Origin of the sequence: Paraburkholderia sp. MPAMCS5, assembly GCF_036016995.1 — a bacterium.
Taxonomy (GTDB): domain Bacteria; phylum Pseudomonadota; class Gammaproteobacteria; order Burkholderiales; family Burkholderiaceae; genus Paraburkholderia.
The window spans coordinates 609,310-629,167 of sequence record NZ_JAYXBK010000002.1 but is presented as its reverse complement, the minus strand read 5'-3'; the positions used below and the strand labels follow the sequence as shown (position 1 = coordinate 629,167).

Below are 19,858 nucleotides of genomic sequence, written 5' to 3'. Positions count from 1 at the left end.
TCGCAATGAGGCGCCGTTTTTTTATGATGCGTTTTCGTCGCGCTTTTCGGGCTACGCGCCGCTCACGCGAACACGCTGCGCAGCAGAGCCTGCGCTTGCAGATATTGCGGATCGGCCACGAGCTTGCTCCACTTGAGCGCCTTGCCACGCGGACGCATGCGATTTAGCCGCTGCCGCGATTCCTTCGACGGCGTGAAGCGCAGCGCGTCGAGCACCTTTTCCGCCTCTTCCGGCTGGTTGCAGATCAGCACCATGTCGCAGCCCGCCTGAAGCGCGGCGCTCGCGCCTTCGGCCAGCGTGCCGCCTTGCCGCGCGGCTTCCATCGAGAGGTCGTCGCTGAAAATCGCGCCTTCGAAGCGCAGCTTGCCGCGCAGAATGTCCTGCAGCCACACGCGCGAAAAACCCGCCGGCTTCGAGTCGACTTTCGGATAAACCACGTGAGCGGGCAGCACCGAACCCAGCGACAAACCGAGCCAGTCGTACGGCGCGACGTCGTCGCGCAGGATGTCGTCGAGCGAACGGTCGTCAACGGGCATGGCGACGTGCGAATCCGCCTGCGCGAAGCCGTGTCCCGGAAAGTGCTTGCCGCAGTTGCTCATGCCCGCGAGCGCGAGGCCGTGATTGAGGCTCTTGGCGAGCATCGTGACCACGCGCGGATCGCGATGAAACGCGCGATCGCCGATCACCTGCGACTGCCCGTAGTTCAGGTCGAGCACCGGCGTAAAGCTCATGTCGATGCCGCACGCGCGCAACTCGGAAGCGAGGATATAGCCGACCGCGGTCGTAACCTTGGTGGCGTGCAGAACGTCGCTGTCCCACAGCGCACCGAGCTTGCCCATCGACGGCAGCACGGTGAAGCCGTCGGTGCGAAAGCGCTGCACGCGGCCGCCTTCGTGATCGACGGCGATCAGCAGATCCTCGCGAATCGCGCGGATCGACTCGGTCAGCGCCATGAGCTGCGCGCGGCTTTCATAATGGCGCGCGAACAGGATCACGCCGCCGGTCATCGGGTGAGCGAGACGGCGCTTGTCGTCCTCGCTCAGCGTCTTGCCGACCACGTCGAGCATCACCGGTCCGGGAATGGTTTTCATCGAATTTCGCTTGAAGAATGCCTGGAGCAAAGAAAAACGCGGCGGCCATGCGCCGCGTTCACGACTGATGTCTATTCGGCGACGCGCGCGGCGTTCGCGACGTTCGCGCCCTTCGCCTCGTCGGCTTGCGCGCTCTCGGCGATCACGAACGACACTGCATAGTCGCGCTCGTCGCTGATCGTCACGCGCGCCGTGATGCCGCGTGCGTCGAGCCATTCGGCGAGTTCGCCGGACGCCACCACCATGGGTTCGCCGCTCGGCTTGTTGAGCGTTTGCAGCGCACGCCATGTCATCGGCCAGCGCATGCCGAGGCCGATCGCCTTCGAAAACGCTTCTTTCGCCGAAAAGCGCGTGGCGAGAAACGCGAGGCCGCGCGCCGCCGAACGGGCATGGCGCGCGTGATAGACGCGCAATTCGTCGGGGCCGAGCACCTTCTCGGCGAAGCGGCCGTTGGTGCGCGCCATGACAGCCGCGACGCGGCTGACCTGCACGATGTCCGTGCCGATGCCGTAGATCGCCATGCGCGGAGCCTGCGCGTCGGAGCGCATCACGCGCGCGCGCCGAGACGCGCGGCGACCATGATCGCCTTCATCTCGCGCACCGCGTTGTCCCAGCCGGCGAAAATCGCATGCGCGACGATCGCGTGGCCGATATTCAATTCGACGATGCCCTCGATCGCCGCGATCTGCTGCACGTTCGTGTAATGCAGGCCGTGGCCCGCATTGACCTTGATACCAAGCGTCGCGCCGAATTCGACCGCGCGAACCACGCGCTCGTATTCGCGCTGCTGTTCGGCGGGATCGTGGGCTTCCGCGTAGCGTCCGGTGTGCAGCTCGATGACGGGCGCGCCGGCTTCGTGCGCGGCGCGAATCTGCGTCTCGTCGGGGTCGATGAACAGCGACACGCGCGAGTTCGCGTCGGCAAGCTGGCGGCACGCGGCGCGCACGGCCTCGAACTGGCGGGCGACATCCAGACCGCCTTCGGTCGTCAATTCCTGGCGCTTTTCCGGTACGAGGCAAACGTCGTGCGGCTGGACCTGACACGCGATGTCGAGCATTTCCTGCGTAACCGCGCATTCGAGATTCATGCGCGTTTTCAGGAGCGGACGCAGCGTGCGCACGTCGGCGTCGACGATATGACGGCGGTCTTCGCGCAAATGCAGCGTGATCGCGTCGGCGCCGGCTTCCTCGGCCATCAGCGCGGCGCGGATCGGATCGGGATACGAGGTGCCGCGCGCGTTGCGCAGCGTGGCGACGTGGTCGATGTTCACGCCGAGATCGATCACGTTCGGCGACGTTAGAAAGAAGCTCATAAGTTCTGCAAGTCGATCAGGATCTGGCGTGTCGCGAGCGGCGTGCCGCCAAGATAGGTGTTGAGCAGAAAGCGCATCAGCGTTTTGCTTTGCGCCACGGTCTGCGCTCGATGGTAATCGTCCTGTTCCATATCGAGCAAGGTTTGGCCCGCGACGACTGGCCATTGCGCGGGCAGATCGTCGCTTGCTTCTCGCACGCCGCGCTCGGGGTCGAACACATATCGGCGGTCGGCCTCGACCGCTTTGCGCGCGACGGTGCGATCGAGCGCCATTGCGTAGCCGGTTTCGCGCAGCAGCACGCGTTCGAACGAACGCAGCACCTGCACGGGCGGCTCGTCGTGCGCGAGACGCGTCATGGTGACGACGTAGTGATGGAACAGTTGCGGATGCGGATCTTCGCGCGCGCAGAACTTCACGAGCAGTTCGTTGACGTAAAAGCCGCAGAGCAGCGCGCCGCCCGTCAGCGGCAACATGCCGCCGACCCATTCGGCGCCGGTCAGCGTGCGCATTTCGGATTTACCGGACCACGACAGCGCGAGCGGCTGGAACGTCTGCAACACGCCGCGCAACGCCGAGTGCGGACGCTTTGCGCCCTTCGCGACGAGCGCGAGACGGCCGTGATCGCGCGACAGCACGTCGATGATCAGACTCGTCTCGCGATACGGATAACTGTGCAGAACAAACGCGGGCTGCTCGGCAATCCGGTATTCGGAAACGGAAGCGGCACTGCGCGAAGGCTTGCGAGCCGGCGTCCTGCGCGGCTCCCCGCCCGCGCCCGCTTCGGTCGCGCCTTTAGTGGACGACTTGCGGGTGCCGCGAGCGGGTTTCGACGGCTCGCGCGGCGGCGCGGCCGGCTCGGAACTGTCCGGGTCGGTGTCGGAATTCAGCGTGGCCCACGCGTCATTCGTACCCATACGCACGAAGTCCCGCTTCGTTGTCGGCCCAACCGCTTTTCACCTTGATGAAGGTTTCCAGATACACCGGGCCGTCGAACAGCTTTTCCATATCGAGACGCGCCTCGGTGCTGATCTGCTTCAACTTCGCGCCCTTCTGGCCGATGATCATCGCCTTGTGCGTGTCGCGCTCGACGAGGATCGTCGCGAAGATGCGGCGCAGGCGCCCTTCCGTTTCGAACTTGTCGATCAGCACGGTGCTCGTGTAGGGCAGCTCGTCGCCGGTCCAGCGGAACACTTTTTCACGCAGGATTTCGGCAGCCAGAAAGCGCTCGCTGCGATCGGTCAGATCGTCTTCGCCATAAATCGGTGCGCCTTCCGGCAGATAAGGCTTGACGGTCTCCATCAGGCGCCTGATGTCGTCCGTGTTTTTGGCCGACAGCGGCACGATTTCGCTGAACTGGCGCAGCGTGCTCATCTGCTGCATGAACGGGAACAGCGAATCCTTGTCGGACACGCGATCGAGCTTGTTCGCGATCAGCAGCGTGGGCACCGACGGCGGAATCAGGTCGAGCACCTTCTGATCGTCCGCGCCGAAGCGGCCGGCTTCGATCACGAACAGGATCGCGTCGACGGAAGTCAGCGTGGACGTCACCGCGCGGTTCAGCGAGCGGTTCAGCGCGCCGCTGTGCTTGGTCTGGAAACCGGGTGTGTCGACGAAAATGTACTGTGCGTCTTCAAGCGTGTGAATGCCGGTGATGCGGTGGCGCGTGGTCTGCGCCTTGCGCGACGTGATGCTGACTTTCTGGCCGACCAGCGCGTTCATCAGCGTGGATTTGCCGACGTTCGGACGGCCGACGATCGCGACCATGCCGCAGCGAAAACCAGTGGGAGTGGGAGCGTTCATATTCGGGCTACGGCAGGTTCGGATCGACACGCGCAATGGGCGCGCGCCGGAGCAATCAATGGCCCGCGTCGGCGACGCGCGTTTGCATCGCGTCGGCTCCGCCGGGTTCGTGTTCGGTGGACGCCGGGGCGTTCGTTGTGGTTGTTGTGTTTGTTGTGTTTGTCGCGCTTGTCGCGCTTGTCGCGGACGGAGTCGCGCCGGCGGCTTCGCGGTTGCGGTGCGGTTTGTCTGCGCCACTGCGGGCGGCAGCGGGGTCGGCTTTGGACTCGGCCTTCAGGTCGGCGGCTTTATCCGCTTTCTCGGCTTTCTCGGTTCGCTCGGTCCTATCGGCGCGTTCAGGCTTTTCCGACGCGCTGTACTCGACGTGTGCGGCGCGAATCATGGCCAGTGGCGCCGCTGCGGCGGCAAACGCCGTGCGTTCGGTGGCCGGCTCAGCGGCCGACGCCGCGCGCGGATCGCCCCGCCCTGCGCCGCGTTCGTTCTTGCGGTCCGGGCTGCGCAAGTCGAGCGCGGCCTGGACGCCGGTCACGCCGGGAACGATCTCGAGCTCGGCGTGCTTCGCTGCGCGAGCGCCTTTCGAGCGCTTCGGCTTGCCTACCACCGCAGGCGCCGCGGCCATGACTTCGTCGAGCGCCTTTTTGGCGGCGGCCTGCTCAGCCGCGCGGCGGCTCGCGCCCGAGCCCGCCACCTTCACATCCAGCTTGGGCACCGTGCATTCCACTTCGAATTGCTGATTGTGCGCCGCACCATGCGTCGCCACGACCGTATAGGTGGGCAGCGCAATCTTGTGACCCTGCAAATACTCTTGCAGCAGTGTCTTGGCGTCTTTGCCGAGCGTACGCGGATCGATGTGATCGAGAATCGGCACGTAAAGGCGCTTAATAACTGTCTGGGCGGCTTCGAAGCCGCCGTCGAGGAATATGGCACCCAGCACCGCTTCCAGCGTGTCAGCTAGGATGGAAGGGCGCCGGAAGCCGCCGCTGCGCAACTCGCCCTCGCCGAGACGAAGTCCTTCGGAAATATTCAGGGCCTGAGCAATCTCGTAAAGCGACTGCTGCTTGACCAGATTGGCGCGCACGCGAGACAGATCGCCTTCGTCGAGCTTGCCGAAACGTTGGAACAAAAGCGCGGCCACCGCGCAATTCAGAACAGAGTCGCCGAGAAACTCGAGCCGTTCGTTATGCGTGGCACTGTGACTGCGGTGTGTTAAAGCCTGGCGCAGCAATTCCGCATTGCGAAATTCGTAGCGCAAACGGCTTTCCAACGGAGATGAGGGCATGGGCAGAGTATAACGCGGGCGCCGTACCGGGCGAAAACGCGGTACGGCCAGCGGAAAAAGCGTGGTGAAGCGACGTTACCGGAGGTTCTTAAAGTGGCGCGATAACACGTCGCGGCTCATGTGGCCGCGGCGTGTCATGCAGCGAACGCGCGAATTACTGGAACGAGCCGATGCGCTTGAGATTGCTGAAGTTCATCCAGATGAAGAACGCGCGGCCGACGATATTCTTGTCCGGCGCAAAACCCCAATAACGGCTGTCCGCGCTGTTGTCGCGGTTGTCGCCCATCATGAAGTAATTGCCCGGCGGCACTTTGCAGATCACGCCGCGGGCGTTGTACGTGCAGTTATCGCGATACGGATAATCTTCCGCGCCGACGATAAACGGAGGCACTGCCGGATTGTTCAGAATCGCGTTCTTGCGGCCGTCGAGATTTTCTTCGAACTGCTTGGCGTAACCGAGGCGTTCTTCGTCGAGATAATCGGGCAGCGGCGTTTCAGACACGGGCTTGCCGTTGATCGTGAGCTGCTTGTCCTGATAGGCAATCGTGTCGCCCGGCAAGCCGATCACGCGCTTGATGTAGTCGACCGATTCGTCTTTCGGATAGCGGAACACCACCACGTCGCCGCGTTCGAGCGGACGGCCCGCAGTGATTTTCGTGTTGACGATCGGCAGGCGAATGCCGTAATCGAATTTGTTGACGAGGATGAAGTCGCCCACCAGCAGCGTCGGCACCATCGAGCCCGACGGAATCTTGAACGGCTCGACAACAAACGAGCGCACCACGAAAACCACCAGAATCACCGGAAAAAAGCTCGCCGAGTATTCGAGCCACCACGGCTGGCGCAGCTTGTCGTCACGCAGACGGGCACGCGTTTGCGCCGCGTTTTCGTCGGCGAAACGCTCGCCGATGCGTGCCTGCTGACGGTCGAACTCGGCCACTGCGGCTTCCGCCGCGCGCCGCCGCTGCGGCATGAACACCAGTTTGTCTGCGACCCATGCGACGCCCGTCAAAATGACGAGCACAAAAAGAATCAGCGCAAAATTCATAGGGTTCCGTTGTTCGTCTTATTTGTCTTCGACACGCAGGATGGCGAGGAAAGCCTCTTGCGGAATCTCGACGGACCCCACTTGCTTCATTCGCTTCTTGCCTGCCTTTTGCTTTTCCAGCAGCTTTTTCTTACGTGAAATATCGCCGCCGTAGCATTTTGCCAGCACGTTCTTACGCAACGCTTTAATGTTTTCGCGCGCAATGATATTCGCGCCGATCGTGGCCTGAACCGCGACGTCGTACATTTGACGTGGAATCAGTTCACGCATTTTGGCCGCCACTTCGCGGCCGCGATACTGGCTTTGCGAACGGTGCACGATGACCGACAGCGCGTCGACCTTGTCGCCGTTGATCAGCATGTCGACCTTCACGACGTCCGACGCACGGTATTCCTTGAACTCGTAATCCATCGACGCATAGCCGCGCGAAATGGACTTCAGGCGGTCGAAGAAGTCGAGCACGACTTCGCCCATCGGAATCTCATACGTGAGCTGCACCTGGCGGCCGTGATACTGCATGTTGATCTGCGTGCCGCGCTTTTGCGTGCACAGCGTGATCACCGGACCGACATAGTCTTGCGGCATGTACAGATTCACGGTGACGATCGGCTCGCGCACTTCTTCGATCTTTGACGGCTCCGGCATCTTGGCCGGATTCTCGACCATGATGATCGTGCCGTCGCGTTGCAGGACTTCATAGACCACGGTCGGCGCCGTGGTGATCAGGTCCATATCGAACTCGCGTTCGAGACGTTCCTGCACGATCTCCATATGCAGCAGACCGAGGAAGCCGCAACGGAAGCCAAACCCGAGCGCTTGTGAAACTTCCGGCTCATATTGCAGCGAAGCGTCGTTCAGCTTCAGCTTTTCGAGCGAATCGCGCAGCGCGTCGTACTGGTTGGCCTCGACCGGATAGAGGCCGGCGAACACCTGCGGCTTCACTTCCTTGAAGCCGGGCAGCGGCTCCCCGGCGGGACGATTCACCAGCGTGACCGTGTCGCCGACTTTCGCCGCGGCCAACTCCTTGATGCCCGCGATGATGAAGCCCACCTGCCCCGCCGACAACGATTCCAGGTTCTTCGACTTCGGCGTGAATACGCCGATGTGCTCGACCGGATATTGCGCGCCGGTGGCCATCAGGCGGATCTTGTCTTTCGGACGCAGCGTGCCGTTGACGATACGCACCAGCATGACGACGCCGACGTAGTTGTCGAACCACGAGTCGATGATCAGCGCCTGCAACGGCGCGTCCGGATCTCCCTTGGGCGCCGGCACTTTCGCGATCAACGCTTCGAGCACGTCTTCGACGCCGAGGCCGGTCTTCGCGCTGCAATGCGTGGCGTCCGTCGCGTCGATGCCGATCACGTCTTCGATTTCGGCAATCGCGCTCTCAGGATTCGCGGCCGGCAAGTCGATCTTGTTGAGCACCGGAATAACGTCGACGCCGAGTTCGATTGCCGTGTAGCAGTTGGCGACCGTTTGCGCCTCGACGCCCTGGCTCGCGTCGACCACGAGCAGCGCGCCTTCGCACGCGGACAGCGAGCGGCTCACTTCGTACGAGAAGTCGACGTGGCCCGGCGTGTCGATCATGTTCAGGTTGTAGACCTTGCCGTCGCGCGCGCGGTACGTCAGCGCGGCGGTTTGCGCTTTGATGGTGATGCCGCGCTCGCGCTCCAGATCCATCGAGTCGAGCACTTGTGCTTCCATTTCGCGGTCGGACAAGCCGCCGCAAATCTGGATGATGCGATCGGCGAGCGTCGACTTGCCATGGTCGATGTGCGCAATGATCGAGAAGTTACGAATATGATCCATTCAGTGCCGATCAAGCAAAAAAGGCGCGCTCGGACAATAGCGGAGCACGCCTTGTAAGTAGGTGAGTAGGGTAGCCCCACTTCCTTTCGGAAGAGGAGCCCCCTAAGAACCGTACGTGCGAGTTTCCCCGCATACGGCTCAAGCCCACGAGCAAAGTTTCATCTAAGATGAAACCGGCTTTGTCACGGCAAGTTGCCCAGCGTGCACTTGCTGATGGCAATGCGGATGAAGCAATACCCGATTGGAGAGACGATCTGACCCGCCGTGCATTCGATACACCAAGTGGTGATCGTGCCAGCCAGTCTCGTCAGTCAGGGCCGAGCCACAGTGTGCACAAAGGCCATCCTGTGAAAAATACAAAGTCGCCCATTGCTTCCGGTAGCGCAGTGATTTCCACATGCGCGTCCGGCGCAACTCCTCTCCATACTGCTCCCACTCGGGATCAAAAGGATTGAATTCCCCTTGGATCCTTTCGTGATACTCAATGGCCGTACCGCTAAGTTGGTACAGTTCAAGCAGACCCGGACTGCCGTCAGTCTGAGCCACGGGAGCAGCAAACACCCAGTGTCGATTCCCGATAGTGTGGAAGTACCGCTTTCTCACCCATTCGCTTCTCTTCAGTGGATGCCGCCTCTTCGACCACCGCCAAAGCCGCCAGAAAATCAGCGACTCCATACGGCTGTAAGCCTGCTTGGCTGATACGCGGTGATGGTACTGAGCCCACCCTCGCAGCATCGGATTCAGCAGTTTGATCAAATCGCCCTGCCTCATCATCTTGTGACCGCTGACCGTTTCCGCCACCTTGCGATAGAACGCTTGCGCGTTTTTCTTGCTCGGCTTGATGAGCAGTTTTCCCGAGTACTTCCGGAAGTTCCAGCCAAGGAAATCGAAGCCGTCATCAATGTGTGTGATGCGCGTTTTGGCCTCAGACAGTTGCAAACCTCGAACAGCAAGGAACGCTTCCACCCAAGGTCGGACTACATCAGCCAGCACCTCTTTCGAGACGCCAGTGATGACGAAGTCATCCGCGTATCGCACCACATTCACTTTCAGCTTTCTGGCCTTACCGATTCCAAATTTCGCACGCAGGTGCGCAATCAGTTCACGTTCAAGCCCGTTCAGCGTCACGTTAGCCAACGTCGGGGAGATGATCCCTCCCTGCGGCGTACCGGCCTCAGTCGCCTGGAGCTGTCCCTTATAAATCAGGCCAGCCTTCAACCACTTCCGGAGAATTTCCCTGTCCATTGGGACATGGTTTTCCAGCCAGTCGTGGTTGATATGGTCAAAGCAGCCTTTGATATCGGCTTCCAGTACCCATCGGGACGAATCCTTCCGGGACGTGCAAGCGCGTATCTGACCCATAGCATCGGCCGTCGAGCGGTTTATCCTAAACCCATAAGAGTTCGGGTCGCTCGTCGATTCCGACACCGGCTCCAAGGCCAGCAGATGCAGAGCTTGCATCGCCCTGTCCCGCATGGTCGGAATGCCCAGAGGGCGTTCCTTCCCATTGGCCTTGGGGATAAAGACCCTCCGTAATGGCAGAGGCTTGTATCCGCGCCGCTTCAACCCGCCGATGGCTGCCCACCGGCTGTCAGGCGAATCCCATAGCTCGCGATCGACTCCAGCCGTTCGCGCACCCTGGTTTTGCGTAACACGTCGTACCGCATACAGCTTCGCAGACAACGTGCGGGTCAGCATCCGTTGCAGGGCTTTCACCCTTCGCCAATCGCTTTCCCGCGTCGCCTTCGCAATTCGAATCTGCATCCCTCTCACGTTCCGCTCAACCCGTCGCCAATCTATGGCGTACCAGTTGTCCGGCGCGTGGGAAAGCGCAGATCCGGTCTTTCGACCAGATACTTTCATGCTGCTCTCCTACCTGGAAAAGTCCCCAGACAGAAGGCGCATCTCCCCCCAGCGGGGCAGATACACCCCGCTGGGGAAAAACAAAACTCAATGCAGGCGCATGCACCTGCATCTGACCAAGTTACAGAGGGTAGTCAGCCGTCATGCGACGGTGGACCAGACGGAAGTGGGCCCGCTTTCACGGAGGGTAATGTCTCAACCCCTATCCGGACCATTACAGCCCGGCATTCGCTTTCTCCGTCCTCCCATACCTGCACAATCAACAGCGTCCCTTGCGGTTCGCCTGCCAGCCTTACTGCACTGGCAACCATACAGGCTTACCACGTTCCCGGCATGTCACACGACTGAGGTAGGTTCTGCCTTTCCCCCGGCGATCCAATGACGACGTAACCCGAAGTTCCAGCGAGTTATCCGACCGCATACCGTTTTGGTCAGAGCCTGTCAGCAGATTTGGCTCATCAATAGTAACGAGGTTTATCAGCAGTTCACTTACATTAACCTTGTCAGCCAGCCTAGCTCCTCAACCCCATCTCTGCTCGGAGTCTCCAATTCGAGCCTTCACAGGCGCGCTTGCCCACAACATCTGGGGGATACATTGTCAGAAGAGCTTCAAACCCCACCGTTGCCAGTGACGCATGTCTTCCTAGGCTACTGCTGGTCGTACAGCAGGTTCACTACCCTCATCTTCAGCAACGAGGTCGAACAATGACACACCGAGCTTTCGCTCGTATCGTTTAGCGAAACCCTTGCCTGAAGGCTCGGGAATTGCAAACATCACCCCGCCCTGTCGGCGGAGATGAAGCCGCTGACTGGGCGGGACCTGACGATAATCAGGCCCATGCAACAAGGTTCCCGGCTGATTGCTCCGGTTTCCCATTTCACTACAAGGATGCTTCCCATAGGGTCGCATCTGCTTCTTAAAGTGCAGCCCACAAGGTGGCCGCCTGCGGAGGGCATGGTGAGTTGCCTCAATAACCCTCTAGTCGATGCTCCGTAACGTGGAGCGGCCGGACACGAGCGTGCGTGTCGCACAAAACTTATCTATTTTAGCCGAAAAGGCCGGTGCCCGGCGCATCTTGCGAGGTTCGGGCGATTGGACGCGGATTGGCGGCGTTGGGAACGGCCTGCAATCGTGCCTCGTGACCGGCCTTCTGGTCGACAGGGAAACGCGCCTCGTGCTGCGCTGGAAAACCTGGACTGCTCTCAGGATGACAAAGCAGCACGCGCTGCAAGCGCGCTGCGCACCTGCGCTTCGTCGAAATGGTAGCGGCACAACTCGACGCCGTCGCACACCAGTACCGGCACCAGGTCGTTATACCGCGCTTCGAGCACCGGATCGCTGTCGACGTCGATTACTTCCACCTGCGCGCCGAACTCGGTCAGCAACGGCTCGAGCGCGGCGCGCATGTCGTCGCAGAGGTGGCACCACGCGCGCCCGTAGAGCGTGAGCAGCACCGCCCTCGTCATTTCTGGGCGCTGCGCGGACGGATCGGCACGAACTGCGTGTTCTCGCCGCGGCGAACCAGCAGCGCGACCATCTTTTGCGAATCCAGATGCGAGGTCAGTTCGTCGAACTGCTTCGCGCTCGTAATGTCCGTATCGCCCACCCGCAGGATGATGTCGCCCTTTTGCAGGCCGACACGCGCCGCAGGACCGTCCGCCGCGTCGATCTGCACGCCGTTGTGCAGCTTGAGCGATTTCATCTGATCCGCGGGAATATCGCTGACGGCAACGCCCAGAGCGTTCGTGGCGCGCTGCTTGGGCGGCTGCGGCTTTTTCTGATCGGCCTTCGCGGTCTTGTCCGGCTGCATTTCGGCAATCGTGACCGGCAGATCGCGCGTCTGGCCCTTGCGCCAGACGGTGATGGTCGCCTTCGTGCCCGGCTTCGTATCGCCGACCATGCGCGGCAGGTCCGTGGCCGTATCCACCGAATGACCGTTGAACTTCAGAATGATGTCGCCCGGCTGCACGCCGGCCTTGTCCGCCGGGCCGCCCGGCTCCACGCTGCTGACGAGCGCGCCTTGCGACTTCGGCAGGCCGAGCGAGTCGGCGACGTCTTTGGTCACTTCGCCGATCGCCACTGCGATCCGGCCGCGCACCACTTTGCCCGACGCCTTCAACTGGTCGGCCACGCGCATGGCTTCGTCGATCGGAATGGCAAACGAAATGCCCATGAAGCCGCCCGTACGGCTATAAATCTGCGAGTTGATGCCGATCACCTCGCCCTGCATATTGATGAGCGGGCCGCCCGAATTGCCCGGATTCACGGCCACGTCGGTCTGGATGAACGGCAGATAGTCGCCCGTATCGCGCCCCTTCGCGCTGACGATGCCGGCCGTCACCGTGTTTTCGAGACCGAACGGCGAGCCGATCGCGACAACCCATTCGCCCACGCGAACCTTGTTCGAATCGCCGATGGTGATGGTCGGCAGATTCGCGGCGCTGATCTTCACGACCGCGACGTCGGTCCGGTCGTCCACGCCAATGAGCTTCGCCTTGAATTCGCGCTTGTCGGTGAGCGTGACGTAAATGGTGTCCGCGTCGTCGATGACATGCGCATTGGTCATGACGTAGCCGTCGGCCGACAGAATGAAGCCCGAACCGACCCCGCTGTTCTGTTCCGAATCGTTGCTGTCCGGCGCGTCCTGGCCGCCGCCTCCACCGCTGCCGCCATTGTCGCCACCGCGCGGCGAACCGGGCGATTGCGGCGACTGAGGCAACGGAATGCCGAAAAAGCGCCGGAAAAACTCCGACATGTCGCCGTCGTCCATGCCGGGCGGCAATCCGCCGCGCGTGCCGCTGCTCGAGACGCGCGTGGTCGTGCGAATGTTGACGACCGCCGGGCCGACCTTGTCGACGAGGTCAGTGAAGTCGGGCAGGTTGGCAGCGGGAGCCGCGGACGCCGTGTGCGGCGCGAACGGCAAACATGCCACCACAACCGCGGCCGCGAGGAATGTGCGCACCGAGAAAGTCGTCATATCGTTGGAAGCCGAGGGATTCAGGATCGGAGGATTACTTCGGAGCCTTATATTCTATGGCAGACGCAAATTGCTGCAACGTCGTCTGGGGCACTTCACCGAGCAGAGTAATCCAGAAGTCGCCGCGCCGCTTGACTAGCACATGCGTCGCGCCACTGCTGCCCGCGCCTTCCTTGCGCGTGTTGTTCTCGACCGGCTCGATGAACACCGAGACGGCGGCGAGACCATCGGAGAACACGGCCTGATCGACCGGAATGGTCGGCTGGCCTGCTTCGCGCGCCGCCATGGGGCGGCGCAATTCACGGATCTTGCGGAAGCCCGGCACCGTGGGCGCGAACTCCCAGCCTTGCGCGGCCATGTCGACCGGCTCGACCGGCGGATGCACAACAGTCCACCCAGCAGTATTGCGAATACCGTTCACAATGCCTGCCTTGTCGACGGGGACGCCGATGCGAATCTGCGAGAACGACAGTTGCTCGAGCACCTGCCCGCTCGGATCGAGTGTCTGGGCACGCAGCAGCAGCCCGGTCTTCTTGTCGGCCCACAGTTTGTAAGCGAAGCGATAAGCGTCTTTCGGGTCGAGTTCGACCACCTGGCTTTCGACGCCCGCGACGCGGTCGTCGCCGAGCAGCTTCGGCTCATATACCGACAGAACCTGTTCGCCGCTTACCGCGAGGAGCGCCGGGAACGAGTCCTTGTTCTGGCGCTTCTCGACCACGCACAAATGCCGTTCCGGCACGAATGTGTACAGCTCGTCGTTGTGACGGAGCATTTTGCGCGGCTTGCCGTCAAGGCTTTCGAGTTGCTCGAATTCGCCGTCAGTCCGGGTCGCATAGTGCGCGATCCGCGACGTTTGAACGAAATTGCCCCGTTGATACACGAACGCGCCTTCGTAGTTCTGCTGCTGAGCGGCGTGGTGGATGCGATCGAGAAGGTCGGCAGCCGTGCGACGGGCGACAAGCGGATCGTCTGTTTGTGCAAAGACCCGCGGTGTAGCGGACAACAATACGGCTGCGCAGAACAGAAATGCCGGCAGCCGCCCCCAGATAGTCGTTTTATTCAACCGCGGAGTCTGCATCAAACTATTGGCCTTGCGTAGAGACTGCAGCGGCGCGAATCAGCGGCATGGAACCCGGCATGACCGGCTGCTGCGCAAACTGCTGATGAGCTTCGAGGTACTGGTCGAGACTCGCGTCGCGAATGATGTTGGCGTCTTGCGCGGCTGGCATGACATTGGCCGACGGCACGGACGCCATCGCCACCTTCATTGTGTCGCCGTGCGACGGCACCGAAGCGACTTGCGCGACGCCCGAACCGCTCGGCACGCCTTGCAGTTGCGGCACGACGATCCACGTCAAGGTGGCGGCCGCGGCAGCCACCGCGAAAGCCGGCACGACGCGGCGACGAAGCGCCAATAGCCGTTGCGCGACCGGCATGGCGGCCGGCGCGAGCAGATGCGGCTCGCTTTCGAAGCGCGCGGCGAATCCACTCAGGAAGGCGCTGCTTGCCGTGGAACTGACTGCGAGATCGTCGGAACGCAGAGCGTCGCCGATCAGGTGATAGCTGGACCACGCGGCGCGATCTTCGCCGTCCAGCTCGGACAGAAACTTGTCCAGATTCAGATGCTCTTCGCCGAAAAGCTCCCCGTCGACAAAAGCGGACAGACGCTCGCCGCGCGAACTGGCTTGCGATTGCATCGAGACCGACCCCATGATGCTCCCCATCTTACAAAAACCCCGTAGTGACACCACTAATCCAGATATTGCACCCGTGCTCCGTTCGGCCCGCCGGTGACTTACCAGCGCTTGCCTTCAGGTGTGTCAAGCAACGGACGCAATTTTGCCGCAATGGCTTCGCGAGCGCGGAAAATTCGCGACCTGACGGTGCCGATCGGGCAGCCCATCATTTCAGCGATTTCTTCGTAGCTCAAACCTTCAATTTCACGAAGAGTAATGGCGGTGCGCAACTCTTCCGGTAAAACCGCCATCGCAGCATTGACCGTCTCGGCGATCTGCTTGCTCATCAACATCGACTCGGGCGTGTTGATATCCCTTAGTTGGTCGGCGTCCGAGAAAGTTTCAGCTTCTTCAGCATCTGCTTCGGTCGATGTGGGCGCGCGCCGACCTTGGGTCGCAAGGTAGTTCTTTGCCGTGTTGACTGCAATCCGGTACAACCACGTATAAAAAGCCGATTCGCCGCGAAATTGCGGCAGCGCGCGGTACGCCTTGATAAAAGCGTCTTGCGCAACGTCTTCGACTTCGGCTGGGTCGCGCACGAGTCGCGAGATCAGCCGGAGAATCTTGCGGTGGTATTTGGAGACCAGAAGCTCGAACGCGGCCTTATCGCCCTTCTGGACGCGTTCGACCAGCACCTGATCAATTTCTTTTTCGCTCACCTGATAAATCCGTTAACTATAGGGCGCATGACGGGGGCACCATTGTAGCGTCCCGTTCAATGCGGCACGTTACCGAGGGTAACGGCGCGAGGTAACAGCGGTTACAGTCGTTACATCAGGCACCGGCGCGGCGCCGTCCTCGCACCGCCAAGGCGCGAAAAACCGCTGCGGAGAGCGAGTCGGCGGGAAGGAGCAGCGTTCGGCGGCGGCCCGCATCCGGCACCAGCGTGAGCACCAGCAAATGGTCACTCCAGTGCGCACAGCCGGCAATCCGGCCGTGAGCGAGTACACCGCCGGCTCGCCCCCAGACCGTGAGGCCATCGCGCCCCAGCTTTATCGCGACGGGCTGCGTCCGGCCATGCATCACCGAACACAGCGCGAGCAAGGCGCACGCGGCAAGCGTCAACGGAACCGCCTGCCAGGCACCCAGCCACGGCGCCGCCGCGCGATAGACAGCACCCGACGCCACGAGTACAAAAGCAGCCAACGCAACGCACATGGAAACAGAGCGTCGCAGCGGGATTCGCTGCGACGCTCCGTCGTGTCTGGCCGTTTCTGGGGAAAGCGCCAGCAAAGCCGGCGCCGTCAGCTGGCGCGTCACCCGGCGCTCTGGGATCAGGCGCGCTTGAAGACGAGCGTGCCGTTCGTGCCGCCGAACCCGAACGAGTTCTTCAGCGCGACGTCGATCTTCATCTCCCGCGCGGTGTTGGCGCAGTAGTCCAGGTCGCATTCCGGGTCCTGATTGAAGATGTTGATCGTGGGCGGCGACACCTGATGATGCACGGCGAGCACGGTGAACACGGACTCTAGACCGCCGGCGCCGCCGAGCAGGTGGCCCGTCATCGACTTCGTCGAATTCACGACCATGTTTTTGGCGTGGTCGCCGAACGCGCGCTTGATGCCCGTGGTTTCGGCCAGATCGCCGAGCGGCGTGGACGTGCCGTGCGCGTTCAGGTAATTCACCTGACCGGCGTTGACGCCCGCGTTCTTCATGGCTGCGAGCATGCAGCGGCGCGCGCCGTCGCCGTCTTCGAGCGGTGCGGTCATGTGATAGGCGTCGCCGCTCATCCCATAGCCGCCGACTTCGGCGTAAATCTTCGCGCCGCGAGCCTTCGCATGTTCATACTCTTCGAGCACCATCACGCCGGCGCCTTCACCGAGCACGAAACCGTCGCGGTCTTTGTCCCACGGACGGCTCGCCGTTGCCGGATCGTCATTGCGCTGCGACAGCGCGCGCGCTGCCGCAAAACCGCCGATTCCGAGCGGCGACACGGTAGATTCCGCACCGCCCGCGATCATCACGTCGGCGTCGCCGTATTCGATCAGGCGCGAAGCCTCGCCGATACAGTGCAGCCCCGTGGTACAGGCGGTGACGATGGCGAGATTCGGACCCTTGATGCCGAACTTGATGGACAGATGGCCGGAGATCATGTTGATGATCGACGCCGGCACAAAGAACGGCGAAATACGGCGCGGGCCGCGGTTCAGCAGTTCGGTTTGCGTCACTTCGATCATCGGCAACCCGCCGATGCCCGAACCGACCACGACGCCGATACGCTCCGAATTTTCGTCCGTCACTTCGAGGCCGCTGTCCTGCATCGCCTGTATGCCTGCAGCCACGCCGTAATGGATGAACGTATCCATGTGGCGCGCTTCCTTACCGGGGATGTAGTCCTCGATATTGAAGCCCTTCACCTCGCCGGCGAAACGAGTCGAGAAGTTCGACGCGTCGAACTTCGTGATATTGGCAATACCTGACTTGCCGGCGACCAGATTGGCCCAACCGTCGGCAACATTATTGCCAACAGGCGAAATCAGCCCCAGGCCTGTAACAACAACACGACGGCGGCTCACGGTAACCCCTTTTTCATAGATGACAAAAGCAAAAGCCACAGCGGCCACAGGAACCTGCCCTGTGCACCCTGTGGCTGTTAAGTCGGCAATCGCGCGGAAAGTTGCGCTGTCAACATCGCTAGCTCCTGCATGGCAAGCGGCGCGGCAAACGGCTTAATAAAAGCCGACCCCGCTGGCGTCGGCAACCGACACGGCAGGGCGTCATACGCCGCGAGCGCAGAAACGCAGGCGCGAATGACCTTAGGCCTTGACGTTCGCGCGAGCGTAGTCGATCGCTTGCTGAACGGTGGTGATCTTCTCGGCTTCTTCATCCGGAATTTCCATGCCGAATTCGTCTTCGAGGGCCATCACGAGTTCAACGGTGTCCAGCGAGTCGGCGCCGAGGTCGTTCACGAACGAAGCTTCGTTCTTGATTTCAGCTTCGGCAACGCCCAGTTGTTCTGCGACGATCTTCTTGACGCGCTGTTCGATATTGTCCATTACCCCTCCAAGGGAAAGAAGTTCAAAAATACAGGTGCGCGCATTTTATCAGGTTTGACCCGGCAAAAAAGCGGCGCATCAGGTTGCTGTCAAGGCATGCGCCTTACGCATTTGCAAACGCATCAAGGCGCGGATAGTAACCGAATTTGGTTACGACATGTACATTCCGCCGTTCACATGCATCGTCGTGCCGGTGATGTAGCCCGCTTGCGGCGACGCGAGGAATGCGACAGCGTGTGCGATATCTTCCGGGCTGCCAAGGCGGCCCAGCGGAATCTGCGTTTTCAGCGCGGTTTGCTGCTCTTCCGGCAGGGTGCGCGTCATGTCCGTGTCGATGAAACCCGGCGCGACGCAATTCACCGTGATGCCGCGGCTGCCGATCTCGCGTGCGAGCGCGCGCGTCATACCCGCCACGCCCGCTTTGGCCGCGGCGTAATTGATCTGACCGGGATTGCCCGCCGAACCGACCACCGACGTAATGTTGATGATGCGGCCGCCCTTCGCCTTCATCATGGGGCGCAGCACCGCGCGCGACAGACGGAACACCGATTTGAGGTTGGTGTCGATCACCGCGTCCCAGTCGTCGTCTTTCATGCGCATGGCGAGTTGGTCCTGCGTGATGCCGGCATTGTTCACCAGCACGTGCAGCGCGCCGAATTCCTTTACCGTGCCGTCGATCAGCGCTTCCGCAGCCGCTGCGTCGTTCACGTCGAGCACCGCGCCGCGGCCGCTCACGCCCGCCGCATTGAACGCTTCGCTGATCGCTGCCGCGCCGCTTTCGCTGGTCGCCGTGCCGATCACCGTGGCGCCCTGGCGCGCCAGTTCCATGGCGATGGCGCGGCCAATTCCACGCGAGGCGCCCGTTACGATTGCGATGTGCCTGTCGAGAGTCTTTTCCATCTGTCGGTCCGAATGCCCATCGGAGGGCTGATTGATTGCTGATGCCTCGTGCTGCGTCTGCGCGATAGCGCGCTCAGCCTGCCGTCACGAGCTTGAGCGTTTCTTCGAGCGAGGCGGGATCGAACACCGACGCGCCGACCAGATTACCGTCGATACGCTTCGTGAGGCCCGCAAGGACCTTGCCCGGCCCGCATTCCACGACGTGCGTGACGCCCTGCGCCGCCATGGCCTGCACGCTTTCCACCCAACGTACGGCACCGGCGGCCTGGCGCACGAGCGCGTCTTTGATCCGCGCTGGCTCGTTGACGATGGCGACGTCGACATTGTTGATGACCGGGATGGACGGCACCTGGACATTGACGCTCGCCAGATACTCGCGCAACTGATCCGACGCGGGCTTGAGCAGCGACGAGTGGAACGGCGCGGAAACCGGTAGTGGCAGCGCGCGCTTTGCGCCCTTCGTCTTCGCGACTTCGCAGGCCTTTTCGACCGCGGCCTTGTGGCCTGCGATCACGACTTGCGCCGGCGCATTGAAATTGACCGCTTCGACGACGCCCGCTGCCGAGGCTTCCGCGCAGACCGCGCGCACGGTGTCGTCGTCGAGACCGAGAATCGCTGCCATGCCGCCTTCGCCGACCGGCACCGCGGTTTGCATGGCCTGGGCGCGAAAACGCACGAGCGGCACGGCATCGCGAAACGCGAGTGCGCCGGCCGCGACCAGCGCCGTGTATTCACCGAGGCTGTGTCCGGCCACGAGGGCCGGCGCCGGGCCGCCCGCCTGCTGCCACGCGCGGTAAATCGCGTACGCGGCGGTCAGCATGACCGGCTGGGTGTTGGTGGTGAGGTTCAGATCTTCGGCGGGGCCTTCGGCGATCAGCTTGCCGAGGTCCTGATTGAGCGCGTCGGACGCTTCCTGAATCGTCTCGCGCACAATGGCCTGATCGGCAAATGCGTTGAGCATGCCGACCGATTGCGAAGCCTGCCCCGGAAAAACGAACGCAAATTTCATATCGTCCCCAAAATCGATTTAGTCAGATGTGAGCGGC

At 61.8% G+C, this 19,858-nt stretch carries 19 protein-coding genes; all 19 read right to left on the bottom strand.

The window, feature by feature from the left end; all coding sequences use genetic code 11:
* Nucleotides 1-62: 62 nt before the first annotated feature.
* Nucleotides 63-1,091 (bottom strand): beta-N-acetylhexosaminidase, encoded by a 1,029-nt coding sequence (nagZ, locus tag VOM14_RS07010; RefSeq protein ID WP_327627991.1) that lies wholly within the window; start codon nucleotides 1,089-1,091, stop codon nucleotides 63-65.
* Between the two features lie 71 nt (nucleotides 1,092-1,162).
* The gene (acpS, locus tag VOM14_RS07005) at nucleotides 1,163-1,612 is read right to left on the bottom strand and encodes a holo-ACP synthase (RefSeq protein WP_327628122.1); all 450 of its coding nucleotides are present in this window, start codon (nucleotides 1,610-1,612) and stop codon (nucleotides 1,163-1,165) included.
* A gap of 26 nt (nucleotides 1,613-1,638) precedes the next feature.
* Nucleotides 1,639-2,403 (bottom strand): pyridoxine 5'-phosphate synthase, encoded by a 765-nt coding sequence (pdxJ, locus tag VOM14_RS07000; protein WP_327627990.1) that lies wholly within the window; start codon nucleotides 2,401-2,403, stop codon nucleotides 1,639-1,641.
* Nucleotides 2,400-3,317 (bottom strand): DNA repair protein RecO, encoded by a 918-nt coding sequence (gene recO, locus VOM14_RS06995; protein WP_327627989.1) that lies wholly within the window; start codon nucleotides 3,315-3,317, stop codon nucleotides 2,400-2,402. The genes pdxJ and recO overlap by 4 nt, the downstream gene beginning before the upstream one ends.
* Entirely contained in the window at nucleotides 3,304-4,203 is a 900-nt protein-coding gene (gene era, locus VOM14_RS06990) for a GTPase Era (protein ID WP_327627988.1), read from the bottom strand. The genes recO and era overlap by 14 nt, the downstream gene beginning before the upstream one ends.
* A gap of 55 nt (nucleotides 4,204-4,258) precedes the next feature.
* The gene (rnc, locus tag VOM14_RS06985) at nucleotides 4,259-5,482 is read right to left on the bottom strand and encodes a ribonuclease III (RefSeq protein WP_327627987.1); all 1,224 of its coding nucleotides are present in this window, start codon (nucleotides 5,480-5,482) and stop codon (nucleotides 4,259-4,261) included.
* Nucleotides 5,483-5,636: 154 nt separating this feature from the next.
* Nucleotides 5,637-6,530, bottom strand: a complete 894-nt coding sequence (gene lepB / locus VOM14_RS06980) for a signal peptidase I (RefSeq protein ID WP_327627986.1) — start codon at nucleotides 6,528-6,530, stop codon at nucleotides 5,637-5,639.
* Between the two features lie 18 nt (nucleotides 6,531-6,548).
* Nucleotides 6,549-8,342 carry a translation elongation factor 4 gene (gene lepA / locus VOM14_RS06975; protein WP_327627985.1) on the bottom strand — a complete coding sequence of 598 codons (1,794 nt, stop codon included), beginning with the start codon at nucleotides 8,340-8,342 and terminating at the stop codon, nucleotides 6,549-6,551.
* Nucleotides 8,343-8,504: 162 nt separating this feature from the next.
* Complete coding sequence (gene ltrA / locus VOM14_RS06970) at nucleotides 8,505-10,205, bottom strand: group II intron reverse transcriptase/maturase (protein WP_327627984.1); 1,701 nt, start codon at nucleotides 10,203-10,205, stop codon at nucleotides 8,505-8,507.
* Nucleotides 10,206-11,408: 1,203 nt separating this feature from the next.
* Entirely contained in the window at nucleotides 11,409-11,672 is a 264-nt protein-coding gene (locus VOM14_RS06965) for a glutaredoxin family protein (RefSeq protein ID WP_327627983.1), read from the bottom strand.
* Nucleotides 11,669-13,183 carry a DegQ family serine endoprotease gene (locus VOM14_RS06960; RefSeq protein WP_327627982.1) on the bottom strand — a complete coding sequence of 505 codons (1,515 nt, stop codon included), beginning with the start codon at nucleotides 13,181-13,183 and terminating at the stop codon, nucleotides 11,669-11,671. Before VOM14_RS06960 ends, VOM14_RS06965 begins: the two co-directional genes overlap by 4 nt.
* A gap of 34 nt (nucleotides 13,184-13,217) precedes the next feature.
* Nucleotides 13,218-14,261, bottom strand: coding sequence for a MucB/RseB C-terminal domain-containing protein (locus tag VOM14_RS06955; protein WP_327627981.1), 1,044 nt, complete (start codon nucleotides 14,259-14,261; stop codon nucleotides 13,218-13,220).
* Between the two features lie 4 nt (nucleotides 14,262-14,265).
* Nucleotides 14,266-14,895, bottom strand: coding sequence for a sigma-E factor negative regulatory protein (locus VOM14_RS06950; RefSeq protein WP_327627980.1), 630 nt, complete (start codon nucleotides 14,893-14,895; stop codon nucleotides 14,266-14,268).
* 83 nt (nucleotides 14,896-14,978) lie between these two features.
* Nucleotides 14,979-15,578, bottom strand: coding sequence for an RNA polymerase sigma factor RpoE (gene rpoE, locus VOM14_RS06945; RefSeq protein WP_006051939.1), 600 nt, complete (start codon nucleotides 15,576-15,578; stop codon nucleotides 14,979-14,981).
* A 115-nt stretch (nucleotides 15,579-15,693) separates the two neighbouring features.
* Nucleotides 15,694-16,077 (bottom strand): protein YgfX, encoded by a 384-nt coding sequence (locus tag VOM14_RS06940; protein ID WP_327627979.1) that lies wholly within the window; start codon nucleotides 16,075-16,077, stop codon nucleotides 15,694-15,696.
* A gap of 116 nt (nucleotides 16,078-16,193) precedes the next feature.
* Nucleotides 16,194-17,432, bottom strand: a complete 1,239-nt coding sequence (gene fabF / locus VOM14_RS06935; protein ID WP_327627978.1) for a beta-ketoacyl-ACP synthase II — start codon at nucleotides 17,430-17,432, stop codon at nucleotides 16,194-16,196.
* A gap of 240 nt (nucleotides 17,433-17,672) precedes the next feature.
* Complete coding sequence (acpP, locus tag VOM14_RS06930) at nucleotides 17,673-17,912, bottom strand: acyl carrier protein (protein ID WP_004197638.1); 240 nt, start codon at nucleotides 17,910-17,912, stop codon at nucleotides 17,673-17,675.
* Nucleotides 17,913-18,062: 150 nt separating this feature from the next.
* On the bottom strand, nucleotides 18,063-18,812 hold the full coding sequence (gene fabG, locus VOM14_RS06925; protein ID WP_327627977.1) for a 3-oxoacyl-ACP reductase FabG: 750 nt from the start codon (nucleotides 18,810-18,812) through the stop codon (nucleotides 18,063-18,065).
* Between the two features lie 73 nt (nucleotides 18,813-18,885).
* Complete coding sequence (gene fabD, locus VOM14_RS06920; RefSeq protein WP_327627976.1) at nucleotides 18,886-19,821, bottom strand: ACP S-malonyltransferase; 936 nt, start codon at nucleotides 19,819-19,821, stop codon at nucleotides 18,886-18,888.
* Nucleotides 19,822-19,858: the final 37 nt, after the last annotated feature.